This is a genomic window from Aquisphaera insulae (assembly GCF_011064615.1).
GTDB classification, from domain to species: domain Bacteria; phylum Planctomycetota; class Planctomycetia; order Isosphaerales; family Isosphaeraceae; genus Aquisphaera; species Aquisphaera insulae.
The window spans coordinates 10,929-27,715 of the sequence record NZ_JAALJH010000060.1; the positions used below are offsets into that span (position 1 = coordinate 10,929).

At 70.2% G+C, this 16,787-nt stretch carries 6 protein-coding genes; 5 read left to right on the top strand and 1 reads right to left on the bottom strand.

The annotated features are described in order from the left end of the window. Positions 1-14: 14 nt before the first annotated feature. Complete coding sequence (locus G6O54_RS25580; protein ID WP_165229541.1) at positions 15-12,434, bottom strand: peroxidase family protein; 12,420 nt, start codon at positions 12,432-12,434, stop codon at positions 15-17. Between the two features lie 704 nt (positions 12,435-13,138). Here G6O54_RS25580 and G6O54_RS25585 point away from each other — a divergent pair. The 5 genes from G6O54_RS25585 to G6O54_RS25605 all read left to right on the top strand — a co-directional run bounded on the left by G6O54_RS25585 (position 13,139) and on the right by G6O54_RS25605 (position 16,604). Then, positions 13,139-13,600, top strand: a complete 462-nt coding sequence (locus G6O54_RS25585; RefSeq protein WP_165229544.1) for a hypothetical protein — start codon at positions 13,139-13,141, stop codon at positions 13,598-13,600. Between the two features lie 354 nt (positions 13,601-13,954). Beyond that, on the top strand, positions 13,955-14,344 hold the full coding sequence (locus G6O54_RS25590) for a hypothetical protein (protein WP_165229547.1): 390 nt from the start codon (positions 13,955-13,957) through the stop codon (positions 14,342-14,344). Between the two features lie 25 nt (positions 14,345-14,369). Next, positions 14,370-14,573, top strand: a complete 204-nt coding sequence (locus tag G6O54_RS25595) for a hypothetical protein (protein ID WP_165229550.1) — start codon at positions 14,370-14,372, stop codon at positions 14,571-14,573. 386 nt (positions 14,574-14,959) lie between these two features. Further along, positions 14,960-15,391, top strand: coding sequence for a hypothetical protein (locus G6O54_RS25600; protein ID WP_165229553.1), 432 nt, complete (start codon positions 14,960-14,962; stop codon positions 15,389-15,391). Between the two features lie 217 nt (positions 15,392-15,608). Next, positions 15,609-16,604, top strand: a complete 996-nt coding sequence (locus G6O54_RS25605) for a DUF1559 domain-containing protein (protein ID WP_165229556.1) — start codon at positions 15,609-15,611, stop codon at positions 16,602-16,604. Positions 16,605-16,787: the final 183 nt, after the last annotated feature.

Sequence of the window (16,787 nt, forward strand, 5' to 3'; positions counted from 1 at the left end):
ATTCCCGCGGTAACTCAGAATGGCCACCATTGAGCTTTCCACGGGACTAACGTGTAATCGCCGCCTTCACCGAACGCCGCATAGTCGGCCAATCGGTTGCTCGCTCCGGTTGCCTTGTCGATTGCCCTTCCCAATGAATAGCCGCCGGAAAAGGCCTTCCCCACAGGCCCCAAGTAACCGGTAAGATTCGCGGCCAAGTCCGCAGCGCTCTGAATCTTGTCCTCAAGCTGGGAGCAATCCGATGTCAAGACGTCGTAGAAACTGTAGGCCTTGAAGGCGGTCTCCAAGTATCCAGAAGCCTTCAGGATCTTTGAATCGGCTATCCGATAGAGTCGAGACTGGTCGATCACACGGCTTTTCTGCCATGCTTGAAGATACATTCTTTCCAATGTTCGTTGCGAAGCTAGATCCCCAAGGTAGTGAATCCTCCCCACATTTAATTCGTGCAATTGGTATACTGATCTATAATCTAGCATTGCAGAGTAACCCTTATATAAAGTCAGGAAGAGCTTCGACGATTTGTACGCGACCCAAGCATTGGCGGTGGCGCCAGACTCGCCCGTAGGGTCGATCATTGTCAGCGGAGAGTTGTATACATACCGATAGAGGTTTGCGTCGCCAGCCCTCAGCCCAACCGGATCTTCCCCGACGAACCGTCCGGCCTTGGGGTCATAGTATCGCGCCCGGTAGTAATACAGGGATGTCTCCGGGTCGTACTCACGTCCAGTGAGTAGGTGACGACTGCGTACGGACGAACCTGTTTGATCCAGTATCGTTCCAAATGAATCGTACTCGACATGATTGCTCGAAGTGGATGAGTTCCAGACGTCATGAATGGTGCCCAGGTGGTCGGTCAGCGTCCAGCCCACGTTGCCCGAGGATTCCTGAGCAAGAGTCTGGTCGACGCCCGATCCGTATAGGTAGCGTTGATCCACTATTCCCGTGCTCGGCCCCGCTCCATCGTTGTCCATGAAATCTAGGAGCACATCTCCTCGGTCATAGTGAAAATATGTGATGTTTTTCGTTTCCACGCCAGCCCCGTCCAAATCAACCGACTTCACGATCCGGCGATCAAAGGCGTCGTATTCAAATCTGACTTGCTGGGTGATGATTCCTCCAGTAGAAAAGTCCGTCACCATGACCAGGCGATTTCTGAAATCCCAAGTGAACTCCCGGTAATCCCCCGTGGCCATCTCAGTGCGGCGTACCATGTTCCCTTCGTCATCGTACACATAGTCGTACGTGCCGTCGGAGAGTAGTCGGTTGCCAGGGCCGGTGACGTAGCCGGTGCCGTGGACGGAGGACGCGACGCGGTTGCCGTTGGCGTCGTATTCGTAGGACTCGTCGCCGCGGATGTCGCCGGCGGCGCGGTCGGCGCCGGTGAGCTGGTCGCGGTCGTCGTAGGTGTAGGTGGTCAGGCCGTCGACGTCGCGGATCGAGGCGATGCGGCTGGAGGCATCATAGGTGTACTCGTAGAAGGCGATGTCGCCGGCGCTGTTGCTGTGGCGGAGGTCGATCAGGCGATTGAGGGCGTCATATTGATACCGGGTCGTCACGACGGACTGAGTCCCCGCGAGGTCGGCGTAGCGGGCGATGGAGGCGTACTGGCCGAGCGCGTTGTACGCGAAGTCGACGCGCTTCTCGCTCACGTTGGCGCCGGACTGGGTGATCCGGACCGTCCGATTCAGGGCGTCGTAGGTATAGGCGGTCGTCGCGCCGGGCGAGCCGTCGATGGTGTCGGTCACGGAGAGGACGTTGCCGACGCCATCGTACGCGTAGATGAGCACGACGCGAGGCGCGCCGGGGGTGCCGGCGTTGTCCACGGTGCGGACGCGGTCGCGGGCGTCGTAGGTGTAGGCAAGGGCGCTATGGGCGTCGACGACGGAGGTCAGGTTGCCGGCCCGGTCGTAGGCGTAGTCGATCTGGTTCGCGATCGTGGTGTCGGCGTTCCGCCAGGTCTCGGTCGTCAGCCGGTCCAGGTCGTCGTAGGCGAACTCGGTGACGCGTCCCAGGCGATCGGTCTTGCGGGTCAGGTTGTCGACGGCGTCGTACGCGTAGTGCGTCTCCTTGCCCAGCGGATCGACCTCGAGGATCTGCCGGTCGCGGAAGTCGTAGGTGAACAGGGTCGCGTTGCCGACGGGGTCGGTCACGCGGGTCACGTTGTTGGCGGCGTCGTAGCGGAACCGCGTGGAGCCGCCGTCGGGGTCGATCGTCGCGATGGGCCGGTTGCGGGCGTCGTAGACGGTCCGGCTCGCGTGGCCGAGCGGGTCGATCGCCAGGATGAGGTTCCCCACCGCGTCATAGGACATCCGCGAGGTGTTCCCCTGCTCGTCCGTCACCCGGATGGCGTGGTTGCGGGCGTCGTAGGCGGCGACCGTCACATGGCCCTGGGCGTCCGTCGTCCGGACGACGTTCCCTGCCGCGTCGTAGGCGAAGGTGGAGACCGGCGGGGCCAGAGGGCCCGCGCCGTCGGGATCGGCCTCGATGATCCGCGTGACGCGGTTCATGGCGTCGTATTCGAAGGTGGTCCGATGCCCGTTCTCATCGGTGACGACCGTCGCGTTGCCCGCTGCGTCATACGCGAAGGTCTGCGACGCCTGGTCGGGCGTGCCGGCCGCGTACGTGACGCGGGTGAGCCGACCGAGCGCGTCATAGTCGAAGTCGGTGATGCGTCCCAGCGGGTCGGTCACGGTGTCGACCAGGCCGCGGGACGTGTAGGTGAACCGGGTGACCAGGTCGTCCGTCTCGCCGCTCGTCGCGTCGGGGAGGCCGACGATCGCGGTGATCGAGCGGGTGTTGCCGGTGGCCGGGTCGACGTCGAGGATCGTCCGCCGGCCCAGCGCGTCGGTCATGCTGTTGACCTGGCTGAACTTCGGGTCGTACGTGAACGTGCTCCGGAAGGGCCCGGCGAGCTGGCTTCCGGCATCGGGGGCCGCGGCCTGATTGCCCAGGACGACCACACGACCGACGATGCTGGCGATCACGAGATCCCGGTCGCCATCGCCGTCCAGGTCCGCCGCCGCGATCGCCGCGGGCTGGAATCCCGCGGCGTGATCGGTGCGGGCGCCGAAGCCCCCCACGCCGTCGCCCAGGCGGACGGAGAACGTGGCGTCGGTGGCGTTGGTATGGACGAGGTCGAGCCACCCGTCGCCGTTGACGTCGAGGAACCGCACCCGCGCGGGGTCGCGGCCGGCGTCGAAGTCGCGGCGGACCGGGAAGGCCCCCGTGCCGTCGCCCAGGAAGACGGCGACGCTCGCGGCCGAGCGCCGGCCGACCGCGAGATCGAGATTGCCGTCGCCGTCGATGTCGGCGATCGCCACACCGTCGGGCCGGCCGTCCACGGCCAGGGTCGAGGTCGTGGGGAAATGGCCCGTGCCGTCGCCGAAGAGCCTGACGACCTGGCCGTTCAGGGAGGTGCCGAGCACCACGTCGAGATTGCCGTCGCGGTCCAGGTCGCCGAGCGCGAGCTGGCCGCCGATCGTCGCCGAGGCTTGCAGGATCCCGGAGAGCCCGCGATCGATCCGCGGCAGGAAGCCCCCCTGCCCGTCGTTCAGGAGGACCGTGACGACGCCCGACCCGGCCAGGACCACCAGGTCCGGCCGCCCGTCGCGGTTCATGTCGCCGATCTCGACCCAGTCGGGCCGGGCCGCGGTCGCGTAGGAAACGCTCGGCCGGAAGCCGCCCGCGGGGGCCGCCAGCCAGACGGTGACGGTGCCCGCATCGACGTTCGCCGTGACGAGGTCGAGCCGCGAATCGCCGTCCAGGTCGGCCAGCGCGATCGCGGCGGGGCCGCCAGGGGCGGCCATGTCGCGGGACGAGCCGAAGCCGCCCCGGCCGTCCCCGGCTCGGATCGAGACGGTCTTGCCGGTCCGGTCGGCGACGATGAGGTCGGGGAGGCCGTCGCCGGTGACGTCGCCGATCGCCGTGGCGGCGGGGCCGGCGGCGGCCGATACAACTTCGCGGGCCACGAATTGCCGGTCCGGCCCGTTGGCCGCGACGTCGAAGACCTCGGCGAAGGTGGTCCCCATGCGGAGCTCGTCGAAGAGCGCGCAGTCGCGCTGGGCCAGGAAGCCCACGAGGTCGAGCGTCCCGATGTCGCGGTCCGTGATCTCGGCGTCCGGGGCGCCGGGCTCGAAGCCCGGCACGGGATCGACGTAGAGCCGGATCCGGTCGTTCAGGCCGCCGGTCACGGCGTTGACTCCCCCCGCGTCGAAGTCGATGCGGACCACCAGGTGGTGAGTCGAGCCGGCCGCGATCGGCGGCGTCTGGGAGAAGCCGTATCGGGCCATCGCGAAGTCGCCCCGGCTCCCCGTGTAGCCGCCCAGGATCGCCTTGCCATCGCCCTGGAGGGCGAGCGAGGCCGCCGCGTCGGGCGTCGCCCCCGGGATGTCCGTGGTCAGGACTCCCCCCACGCCGAAGGTCGCGTCGATCGTGCCGTTATCCAGGAAGCGGGCCAGGGCGAACTTGCTCTCCTTGGCGCCGCCGACCAGGATCTTGCCGTCGGGCAGGAGGGCCACGGTGGCGGCGGCGGGCATCGCGGTCGACGTGACCTTGCCGCCGGTGCCGAACGTCGCGTCAAGGCTCCCGTCCGGATTGTAGCGCACCAGCGCCATCCGGTTGGTGCCGGAGATGCTGGCGGAGCCGGCCACTACGATCTTGCCGTCCGGCTGGATGACGCCGTCGAGGGCGGCATCGGCCTGGAGCGCATTGCCCGACACGTTGGTCCTGACGATCCCTCCGCTGCCGAACGACGCGTCGAGGGCCCCGTCGCTCCCGTAGCGGACGACCGCGAAGCCGTTGGGCCCGCCCAGGGCCACGGCGACGATCTTCCCGTCGGACTGGATCAAAATCTTCCGGACCGACTCACCCGGGTAGCCGCCCGTGTTGGTGGTCACGATGCCGTCGCCGCCGCCGAACGTTGTATCCAGGGTCCCGTCGGGATTGCAGCGCGCGAGGGCGAGGTCGGGATTCGGATTCCCGGAATTCACCTCGCCTCCGACCAGGATCTTGCCGTCTGGCTGGACCGCCACGCTGTAGGAGCTCTGGAAGGTGTGGAGCGAGAGACTCGCCCAGCCGTCGCCGCCGCCGAAGGTGGTATCCATCGTGCCGTCGGGATTCATCCGGGCGATCTCGAACCGGTTGCCGACGACCACGATCTTGCCGTCGGCCTGGAGGGTTGCGGCCTGGATGTTGAGGCTCGGCGTGCTGAAGCTCGCGAGCCCGTCGCCGCTGAACGACGGGTCGAGGCTGCCGTCGGGGTTGTAGCGCGCGATGAACCCGATCCGGCCGCTCGATCCCAGCCCGGAGCCGACCGCCAGGATCTTGCCGTCCGGCTGGACGAGGACCGTGCTGATCCGTTCGTCGTCGAAGCCGGAGTTGCCGAAGCTGGTCCGGACTATCCCCGAGCCGCCGAAGCTCGCGTCGAGCGCCCCGTCGGTCGACCCGGCGCCGAAGGCGATCGCGACGGACTGGTTGGCGAGGCTGAAGGGCTGGCCGTCGTCGCGGGCGGTGAGCGAGAACTGGGGCGTGGACGTGTAGGTCCGGCCGACCAGGAGCTTCTCCGGGGTGGACTCCGCTCCGTCCCCCAGCCAGAGGCCGGTGGCCGTGCCGGCGTCGCCGGAGGAGACCGTTTCGAGGTCCATCAGGAATCCTACGTAGAGCGTGCCGTCCGAGGGGAGGCCGGCGTCGCGGCTGACCTTCGTCGTGCCCGCGGTCCCGTCGGCGCGGACGCCCCCCGGCTGGGAGGCCACGCCCGGATACGTCAGGCCCGCGGACGCGGCGCGATCCGTCGCGGCACCCCCCAGGCCGTTTCGCCAGGCGCCGCCCAGCCCCTCGCCGCCGGCCTGGCCGGCGAGGTCGCCGTTGGCGTAATCCGTGGCAAAGCCGTCAGAGACAAGGAACCCGTGGCTCTCCGTGGCGATGACGTTGCCCCGCGCGTCGTACTCGTACGAGGTGCTGTTGCCCCGGCCGTCGGTCGTCTGCGTGATGCGATTGTTCGCGTCCCGGGTGGTCGTCGAGATGGGCCCGCCGCCGTCGCGGACGGTGACCGTCTGCCCGGCCTGGTCCAGCCGGTAGACGGTGACGTTCCCGTTGGGGTCGGTCACGTAGGCCGTCGGATCGCCGACGTTGGAGCGGGCCTGGGCCGGCAGGAACTGGACGGCGGTGCCGTCCCCTCGGATCGTCTTGACAACCCGGCCGTTCTCGTAAACTTCCGTCTCCGCAAACCCGCGCTTGTCGATCTCACCCGTCATCCGGTGAATCAGGTCATAGGAGAACTGCCGGCTCGTGCCGTCGGGGTCGGTGATCCGGGTCAGGTCCCCGGCCGCGGTGTGCTCCAGGAGCGTCACCCGGCCCGCCGGGTCGGTGATCCGGCTCACGTACCGCCCGTCGTAGGTGAACCGGGTCTCGAGGCCGACCGGATCGGTGATCGAGGTCAGCCTCCGGCTGGCGTCGTAGCGGTAGGTCGTCGCGTTGCCCAGCCGGTCGGTCACCGAGGCCAGCAGGCCGCCGGCGGTGAACTCGTAGACCGTGCCGTCGGTCAGCGTCCGCCGGTAGCTGCCGTCGCCCAGGCGGCGCAAGGTGGAGAAGTCGCCCGGCGGCGAGTCGAAGGCCCCGCCGCCCAGCGACGCGAAGACCATCTGGGACCCGCCCCCGTCGACGAGGACCACGGAGCCGTCGCCGGTGACGACGAGCTCCTGGAGCCCCGCGATGTTCCAGCCGGCGCCGAATACGCTGGTGCGGGAGTTGACGTTCACGAAGCTCCAGCTCTTGGTCTGCGCGGACCCTGCCCGGCGCTCCCCGTCGAGGTACGTGTAGACCCCGGACGTCAGGTCCGCGGTGTAGTACCCGGTGGGCAGGCTCGCGATGTAGGCCGTGATGAATCGGCCGAAGGGACGGCCGAACCCGGGCACGACGGCACTCTTGGCGTCGACGCTCCCCTGGACGGCCGAGGCGAGGACCTCCTCGAACGAGCTGGAGGTCTGCCCGCGGTCCCCATGGACGCGGATCGAGACCTCCAGCCGCGTCTCGACGTTCCCCGATCCGGTGGCGATCGCCCGGCCTTCCCCGCCGAGATCCGGATAGCGGAAGAAGAAGCTGCGGTTCTCTGCCAGGCGGCCCGTGTCGTAGTGCAGCATGAGGCCCTGCGTCGCGCCCAGGGACTGGTAGGGCGTCAGCGCGTGGGTCTCGACGAGGTCGCCGGAATGGAGCTCGACCTCGGATGCCCCCTCCCCGTACGCCGAGCAGGTCGAGCAGAGCGTATCCTGATTGTGGGGATCCTCGCCGAGTTCAAGATCCTTGGGGTCCATCGCGAACACGAAGAAGTGCCAACTGCTGTTACGGATGCCGCCGCTGATCGTCTCGATCGAGCGGCCGTCGTCGGTCACGCGGCCCTGGCCGACGACGTCGAAGACGCCGGTGACGGGGTTGATCGACCAGAGGTCCAGCATGATCCCCGGGCTCAGGCTCGACCGGTTTGGCATGGTCAGGAGCGCGGGCTGCGAGAAGACCATCTCCGCGGGCTGGATGGAGACGACCGCATCCGGCGAGAGGTTGGCCGGCAGGGCGGCCGGCGTCCGGTCGCGCGGGACCTCCGTGATGCTGAGCTTGCCCGAGTAGAGGGCGCCGGTGCGGGTCTGGAGCGTCCCCGCCTGGAAGGAGACCCGCGCCTCCGCCTCGCCGGGGCGGAGTTGCTGGCTGATCGTCGTGGCGGCGGCGGGATTCACGGTCGAGCCCGCGTTCAGGGCCGGCAGGTAGATGGGCCGGGCGATCGCGTTGTCCACCCCGGCGATGACCGGCCCGCCCAGCAGCAGCGGCAGCTTCTCGGCGACGAACGGATAGCGGCCCTCGCCCGACACGCCCTCGCCATGGAACTCGATGGTGTCCGTGGTCCCGCCCGGGGTGAGGCTCAGGTCGTGGTCCAGGAACTGGCCCCAGATCGTGAACATCGTCGTGAGGCCATCGGGGTTCGCGATCGACCCCGTCCGTGCGTTGACCGTGTTACTGACCGTGCGAGGGTTGGGCCGGTCGCCGCCGGAGGGCTCGGCGATGCCGTCGGCGTAGGCGCTCGTGAAATTGCGCAGGAGATGGTCGCCGGTCCGGCCAAGGCCCTGGCCATCCGGGTTGTTGCCCGCCCCATCGAAGGTCCGCCATTCCGTCGCCGTGCCCGCCGTGCCGGCCGGCGCGGGCCCGGATACCGGGGTCCCGGCGGTGAAGACGTTCGCGGGCAGGCCGACGATGTCCGAGTTCCGCGTGATCAGGGCGGAGAGCGTCGTCGCGCGGATCTCCGCGAGCTCCGGCCCGCTGAACTGGCCGTACTCGAACCAGAACCGGTCGCCGTCGCGGGTGCGCGTGAACTGGTCCCGCATCACGGCCGCGAAGAAGGGCCCCACGGCCGCCCCCGGGAGGTGGTCCTCGGCGAGGCCGCCCACCCAGGGGTCGATGCGGTCCACGGTCCCGTAGGTGGCCCGGAGTGCCACCTGGAGGGCCGGGTCGGACGTGATCTCGGCGAAGCTGGCGACGCGCGGCAGGCCGAAGTCGGCGCGGGCGGTGTTGTAGTCGGGCAGGCCCAGGTCGCGGCCGCGCTGGATGTTCATCGACGGCAGGTCCATCCCGCCCGAGCCCGGCGGCCCGAAGAGGAAGTTGCGCACCTCGTCGATGACCCGGGTGTCGATGCTCTCGGCCCGCTGGGCGACCATGCCGCGGAGGTACGGTTCGAGCCCGTCCTCCACCAGCGGCTGCGTGTTGAAGAACGACTCGCGGAGCGAGAGCGAGCCCCCCGGCAGCGAGTTCCCTTCGGCGTCGAGCCGGGGGGCGTCCGGGGTCAGCAGCGTGTGCCCGACCCGGAACGCCGCGGTGGAGAACATCGCCGAAACCCGCGGGTCAACGTCGGCCCGGTAGCCCGAGTAGGCGGGCAGCGCGTCGGCCCCCAGCAGCGCCGGGATGAACTCGTTGTAGGTGATGAACTGGAGCATGGCGCCGACCATCTTCCGCGCCGACTGGTAGGTCGTCTCGTCGTCCCAGCCGGGGTTCTCGGCATGGTAGCGGTCGGCCAGCCGGTTGTGCTCCCGGACGAAGAGCGCGTGGAGCGCGGCGAGCTGGACGTTCTCGCTGGCGCGGACGTCGCCGGCCACGAACATGCTCGAGGCGGGGTTGATCCCCTCGTTGTCGACGGGGAGCGGGCCCGCGGGGAAGGTGGTCGAGTCGTCGAACGGCAGCAGGTCGCCGGGGCTCGTCTTCAGGCGGCCCGTGCCGTCGAGCGTCCGGAGCGCGCGGGCTCGGGCCTCGTCCGACCCGTAGATGACGCTCGCGTCCAGGAACGACGTGGCCTGATTGATCTGCTGCCGCGGGTTGCCGGCATCGGTCCCTGTCGCCGTGTCGAAGACGGCGCGGCGGAGCTGGATCGTCTGGAGGCCGGTATCGTACGGGTCGAAGTGGACGTCTCCCTGCGGGATGACGATGTCCATGTCCGAGGTCAATTGCGAGGTCGCCGGCAGCTCCACGACGAACCGGCCGTCGGCGTCGGTCCTGGTCTGGAACCGGCCGAGCTCGACGGGGAGGTCCGCGAGCGGCCGGCCGAGCGTGTCCAGGACCCGGCCCGAGATCCGCGTGGTCGTCACGGGGTCGGCGACCACGTCCAGGGCGATCGGCAGCGCCGTCTCGGCGGCCCCGTCCCAGGCCCGGACCGTGAACGCATAATGGCCGATCTGGGCGAGCGTCGGCGCGACCGTGAGCCGGCCGTCGGCCGTCAGCGAGAGCGTGGGGAGCGGCCCGTCCGAGTCGATCGAGAGCCGGACGGCATCCCCGTCGGGGTCGCTCGAGGAGAGCCGGACCTCGAGCGTGCGGCCGGGCATGACGGAGAGCGCGGGCTGGGCTGGGAGCACCGGCGCCCGGTTCGGCTCCCCGACGAGCAGCCGAGGCGCGAGGGAGAACCGCACCGCCGCGGGGTCGTCGATCTGGATCAGCACGGGGCTCGATTCCGAGCCGGGGCGGAGGCCGCCGGGAGGGATCGCTCCCGACAGGTTGAGGTAAGGGTTCCCGGTCGCATCGAGGCCCGACGGGCTGACCAGGGTGACGCCCGCCGGCAGGCCGGGGAAGACCACGGCCATCCGGCGGCCCAGCGTTTCGCCGCCGTCATTGCGGGCGACCAGCTCCGCCGCGTAGCGGCCGCTCGCGGGGTCGAAGCGGACGTTCGACACCGAGAAGGACACCCCCACGGCCTGGATGAGGCCCGAGAGGTCCAGCGAGCCCCCGACCGCGTCCGGGTCGGCCAGCGGCGGGAGGGCGGGCTGCGCGGAGCCGTCGGGGTCGACCGTGTTGGCGAGGCCCCGGATCGCGACGCGGCTCTCCGCCGGCCCGTCGCCGAGGAGCTGGAAGACCAGGTCCCCCTCCCGCGCCCCCCCCAGGCTCGTCAGGTCGATCGAGACGACCCGGCCGTCGAAGCGGACCACGCCGGGCGTGAGGTCGGCGCCGGCGGCCGTCAGGGCGAAGAGCGCCGTGCCCGCCGTCCCCCGATCCAGGAGCGTCCGCGATCGGTCCGCCGGGTCGACCAGGGAGACGAGGAACGTGTCCCGGTTCAGGGAGGACGAGCCCGAGCCCCCTTCGTCGAAGTCGGCGAGGACCTCGAAGCTCACGGTGCGGGCTCCGGCATCCTGGCCCAGCGCAATCCGCTCGACCCGCTCCGCCGCCAACGACGTCCCCTCGGCCAGGACCAGGTCATCCTCGCGGGGGGCCAGGATGAAGGAGGTCGTGGCGACCGAGACGTTCCCCGCGAGGTCCTCCGCCCGAACGGCGAAGGACGTCCCACCCAGGTTCAGAGAGATGCCGGGGATGCGGAAGCCGCCGGCCGCATCGGCACGCATCGACACGCCGAGGCTGGCGATCGCGATCGAGGCCCCGGGCTCGGAATGGCCGGCCAGGGTGACGATCCCGGAGGTCGTCGACCGATCGCCGGCGGGCGCGGTGTCGGATTCCGGCGCCAGGTCGATCGTGGGCGATGGCGCGGCCGTGTCGAGCCGGAAGGCGACCGAGGCCCGCGACCGGCGGCCGGCGGCGTCCTCGGCGACGAGCTGCAGCGCATAGGCCCCATCCGGGAGCGGACCGCCCCGGATGGCCTCGAGTTCCGCGCGGTCGAGCGAGAATCCGCCGCCGGGCTGGACCCGGGCGAGGATGTCCGCATAGCTCGCCTCCGGCGTGCCCTGGAACCCGGCGCGGAGGCTGGCGATCGGGGCGGAGGTGACCAGGCGGCCCGTGATGGTCGGATCGGACGTCAGGCCGTCCGCGTTCGGCGTCCCTCCGGGCCCCGTATCATTCGCCAGCCCGGCCGAGACGACGGGGGCGGGATCGGCGAGTCCGATGATCGTGATCGAGGACTCGCGCGCGTTCCCGGCGGCGTCCGTCGCCCGCGCGGTGAAACGATTCGGGCCCGTCGGCAGTGGGACCCCGGAGAAGGCGAACCGGCCCGCCGCATCGGCCGTCGTGGCCGCCCCGATCTCGACGAGCGCGACGGCGGCGAGCGGCTCCGTCAGGCCGGCCAGGGAGACGCTTCGCAAGGCCGTCTGGCCGTCGCCGACGGGGGCGGAATCGGAGGCCGGGTCGAGGCCGAAGCTCGTCAGGGCCGGCGCGATCGTGTCCAGCATGAAGGTCAACCCGACGGCGCCGGAGGAATTCCCGGCGCGATCCGTGGCGACGACCTGGAGGGTGTGGGGCCCGTCCGCCGAGCCGTCCAGCGGGAGCGATGTGGAGAGCGAGAAGCGGCCCGAGGCGTCGAAGGCGAGCGGCGCGAAGGGGGTCGAATCGAGCCTCGCCCGCAGCGACGCCACGCCGGAGCCCGCGTCGGTCGCCCGCCCCGCGATCGCGACGTTCCGGCTCGTGACCAGGCCCGCGGCCGGCGACTCGTAGGCCACGGCCGGGGCCTGCGTGTCCGGCTCAACCCGCTCCACGCGGAGCGTCGATGTGATGAACTTCCGGGCGGAGCGTTGCGTCCGGAGCTGCACCAGGTTCGAGCCGAGGGCGACGTCGATCGTGAGCTGGAAGCGGCCGTCGCGGCCGGCCTTGATCTTCCGCTCGAACGAGCCGTCTCCCCCCGCGTCCACCATGACCTGCGCCCGGCCCGTGGTCCGGCCGATCACCAGCACCGTGCTCCGGGTCGTGCTGCCGTCGCGGTCCGGGTCCGAGTCCGGATGCAGCCCGACCACCAGCGCCGAGGTCTGGGCCTTGCCGCCGGCCCGGAGGACGCCCCGCAGGAGCTGGAGGTCCACCTTGTCGATCCGCCCGTCGGCATTGAGGTCGCTGTTGGCCTGCTGGATCGGGCCGAGGCGGCGGGTCCGGACCGCCGTCGCGAGCTTCTGCGCGTCGTAGGCGGTGACGAGGAAGTCGCCGTCGACGTCGCCCGCCAGGCCGCCCGCGAGCATGAACCGCGGCTCGAGCGGCTCCACGCTCGGCCTCCCGGGGCGGCCGCGAGCGGGCCCGGTCTGGCGTCGCCGTGATCGTCGGGAGGCGGGTCCGCGGAGGTCCCTCATGGTCGTCTCCTGCCGTCTCGCCCGACCTGGGGGGACCATCGCCGGAGTCACCCCGGACGGGGGAGACCACGACTCCGGCCCCGTTCGCACTCGGTCGGAAGTCTCGATCCGGAAATGGAGCGGTCAGGTCAACTCGGTGGAGATGCGATCTCGGATCAGGCGCCGGGGGAAGCCCCCCGGAGGACACGCGAGCCCGGCCATGAAGGAGGACCGACTCCTGATCGGCGGGACGGGCGGCTCACGGGCTAATCGCAACAATATGACACACCCGGCTCGATCGGAACAATCCCGTACCCGGCCGGCGCCGCAATTCTTGCGGACAGGGATGGCGATGAGGTCGCGCCGGAGCGGAGATCGACGCCCCGAGTCGGTCGCGACGACGGCGACTCCGCGGCCCCGGCGACTCGACGGACCAGGCACATTCCCCTATGTTTTTCGGACTCGCCCCTCACCGCCCGGCGCCGCCCGCCCCGGCCGGAAGCGTCCTTGATCTCCGGGCACGGCCCTGCGTATTCTCCATGGAGAGGACGCAATCGCCCCGTTCGCGATCCTCCCTGCAACCGGGTCGCGGAGCGACGCTTCAACACCGACGCTCTCTTCCGGATGATCCACCCTTGCGCATGATCGTACCCATGGCCGATCGGACGATCGGCCCCCGGCTCGTCGTGGCGACGCTGGTCGCCCTGGCCCTGGCGCGGCTCGCGCCAGCCGAGGTGAAGGCGGGTTGCGCCCACGGCATGGCGGCGAGGGCGCTCGGCGCGGATGACCTCGGTTTCCTGGAGGGGATCGGAGCCCTCGTGGATGAGGGGAGCCCATCCGCCGATGCATCCCCGGTTCGTCGCGAGGACGGGCGGGGAGGGTGCACCGGGCCGTCGTGCTCGGGCCGGTCCGGCCTGCCGGCGATACCCGCAGCGGTCGTCTCGCCGCGATCCGCCCGGTGGGCGGCGCTGGACGTTCCGCCGCCCCCCCCGGCGACGGCCAGCTCGGCCCGCCTCCTCGACGGCATCGACGCCTGGGCCAATCCCCCGATCGATGCGGTCTACCATCCCCCCCGCCGCCCCGCCTCCCCCTCCGCATCCTGACCGCCGGCTCCGATCGCGCGCCCACCGGAGGGCGGGCCGATGATCGTCCGATCGCCTGCCTCCCCGCCCCGGGATTCGGCGGCCGCGTCGGTGCGCCATGCGGCCTTCATCCCTGTCCGTCTCGTTGATCCCGCCACGAGCCTGCATAATGTATGGGAAGCCTCCACGAGGCTTCACGCCGCTCGATCGGCGTGATCATCATCTTCATCATTCCTATCGGGGCTCGGCGCAAGCCGGGCTCGGGCAACGAAAGGGAGATTCTCCGTGCGTCCTATTCCTGATCGGATCCCTCATTCGGATCGTGTGCCGGGCCGGCTGTCATCGCCGGCTCCGGCTCTCGGGAGGTTGGTCTCGATGTGGCCCGCGGCGCTCCTCGCGCTTCCGCTCTGCGCAGCCCTGGCGGCGACCTCCTCGGCCTGCGGCCTGGGCGGGTCCGCCTGCGCGGCCGTGGACCCCGCTGCCGGGAAGAAGCCCCTCGGCGAGGTGCCGGACACCGGGCAGGGCGGCGGCAAGCCGGGGGACCTGATCGAGAGGACGCCCCGGGTCCTGGTCACCGACCTGGGATGGCAGGCCGGCTCGCAGCCCCTCTCCCACGGGATGGGCGGCGGCGAGAAGATCGACGATCTCACGGCGGCCGCCACCGTCGAGCTGTCCGTCCGGGGCAAGTCCGACAGGGTGGGTAAGAATCGGGCCTCCTACCACGTCACCACATCGCCCCCCTCGGCGTTCCGGCGGAACGGATGAGGGCGCCATTATAGGACATTCTCTCATGATAACTCGATCCGATTCCAACGCGATCATCGCGGCCCTCCTCGCGCTCGCGGGCGCCGCCGCCCTCGCCCGCGAGGACGGCCGACGACGGCCCGCCGGACATCCCGGCGAGTCGGCCCGTGCCCGAGGGCTTCGGGCCGTCCTCGGGGCCGGAGAGGCCGCGGCCGACGAGGTCCCCCCCGAGGCGTACGGCCGGGGATGAAACGCCCGCCGGGCTGCCGGCGGGGCGTCGATTTGCATCGCCCATGCGGGCCGTCGTCGCGATCGCCGAAAGGGATCGCCGGGCGGCCCGCCTTCGTTCCGGGACGCCCGCGACCGGATCAGCCCGGTCCGGTCCCCAGGGCGCCGGCCGGGTTTGGGCGAGCCGTGGTTGGCGAGGAGGCCGTCAGCCGTCCGCGGGATCCCTCGGCGGCGCCGGCCGCCTGGGACGACCGGAACCGTGCTTGATTTCCGGTCGCGGGCATGCGTATTCTCCTCTGGGATGACGCGATCGATCCGGTCGCAATCCTCATCTGATCAGGATCGCGGGGCCGTTCCGCTCCGCAGCCCTTTCTCCCGGATGCCCAGCTCTTGCGCGTGATCGTGACCATGATCGGTGGTCGGAGGCACCCCCGTCTCGTCGGTGCGACCCTGGTCGTCCTGGCGACGGTGCTGCTCGCGCCGAGCGAAGCCCGGGCCGGCTGCTCCCATGCCTTGGAAGCGAGGCCGACCGGCTGGGCCCGGCTGGGCTTCCTGGAAGTCGCCGGAGCCCTCACGGGGGATGACGGCGGATCCCCCGTGCGCCGTGGGGAACGACACGGCGGGTGCACGGGGCCGTCCTGCTCGGGCAAGTCCGGCCTGCCCGTGATGCCCGCATCGGCCGTCACGCCTCGATCCGCCCAGTGGGCGACCCTGGATACCCCGCCGGCATCGCCCGGGCCGGGTGCCTGGTTCGGCTCGCCCGCCGGGGTCGCCGCCTGGGCCGATCCCTCGGCCGACGCGGTCTTCCATCCCCCCCGACGCACGTCGTCCGCCTCCTGACGATCGGGGCCGATCGCGCGCCCGTCGAGGGCGCCGCGGTCATCGTCCGTCGCGGCGATCCGTCGCCGCGGATCCGGCCCGCCCCGTGACGTCCCCGCCATCGATGTCTCATCGCGGCGTCCGCCGGCCGGTCGGGCGCCCACGCACCGGGCCGCCCGGCGCCCCCGCGCGGCGCCGGCCCTCCGTCCTCATTCCACGCATACATCAAGGAGATATCATGACAACGTCCTTTCGCCGTGGCGGCTTCACGCTGATCGAGTTGCTGGTCGTCATCGCCATCATCGCCGTCCTGATCGCGCTCCTGCTCCCGGCCGTGCAATCGGCCCGCGAGGCCGCCCGCCGCGCCCAGTGCCTGAACAACCTCAAGCAGATCGGCCTGTCCATGCACAACTACCACGACTCCAACAACTGCTTCCCCTGGTGCGGCCTGACCATCCTCAACCCGACGGCCACCTCGACGGTCCAGTGGTCGCCGCATACGAGATTCCTGCCCTACATCGAGCAGAAGAACCTCTTCGATTCGCTCAACTTCAGCTTCATCTGGTCGGACCCGCAGAATTCCACGGTGACGGCGACGAAGGTCGCCTCGTTCGTCTGCCCGTCGGACCCGCGCCAGGACGTCCCGACGGCCGGCTGGGCTCCGACGAGCTACCGGGGGAGCCAGGGGAACAGCCTGGTCTACGGCTACAACGACAGCGACCCCACCGGCGTGAACAAGACGATGCCGGCGCCGAACGGCCTCTTCTTCTCGAGCATGCTGGTCCGGATCGCCATGGTCACCGACGGCACGAGCAACACCGGGGCGATCAGCGAGCACTGCATCGGCGACTTCGACAACAACGTCGTCACCGAGCTGGGGGATACGTTCTGGCCCCAGACCTACCCCGCCACTTCCGACGAGGCGGTCGCGCAGTGCAACGCGATCGACACCAAGAACCTGACCTATCAGCGGGTCTCCAACGTCGGCGGGCCGTGGACGCAGTACTACCATTCGGTCTCCACGTATTCCCACACCGGGCGGCCGAATGCCCGCTCGTGCATGTTCCCGCCGCTGCGGATCATGACCAACGCCAACAGCGTGCACTCCGGGGGGGTGAACCTGGGCATGGCCGACGGATCGGTCCGGTTCGTCAAGTCCACCGTCAACATCGAGGCCTGGCGTGCGCTCGGCTCTCGGAACGGAGGCGAGGTGATCAGCGCCGACGCCTTCTGATCCGGTCGCCGCCCGGTGGGATCATCGGGCGGGCCCCGGATCGCGCGGCGGGATCCGATCCGACCCGGCCCGCCGCGGCCATCGCCGTGCTGCCCGTCCGGGGGAGGTCCACCGTCGTCGGCAAGGCCGCGCCTCCCCGGGAGAAACCACGTCGCCACACGCCATCCACAACCACTGATGTAT

Bases quoted from the DNA above. Each gene is read 5' to 3' on its own strand.
- G6O54_RS25585 (WP_165229544.1), top strand. From the start codon at position 13,139: ATGATCGTACCCATGGCCGATCGGACGATCGGCCCCCGGCTCGTCGTG.
- G6O54_RS25590 (WP_165229547.1), top strand. From the start codon at position 13,955: ATGTGGCCCGCGGCGCTCCTCGCGCTTCCGCTCTGCGCAGCCCTGGCG.
- G6O54_RS25595 (WP_165229550.1), top strand. From the start codon at position 14,370: ATGATAACTCGATCCGATTCCAACGCGATCATCGCGGCCCTCCTCGCG.
- G6O54_RS25600 (WP_165229553.1), top strand. From the start codon at position 14,960: ATGATCGGTGGTCGGAGGCACCCCCGTCTCGTCGGTGCGACCCTGGTC.
- G6O54_RS25605 (WP_165229556.1), top strand. From the start codon at position 15,609: ATGACAACGTCCTTTCGCCGTGGCGGCTTCACGCTGATCGAGTTGCTG.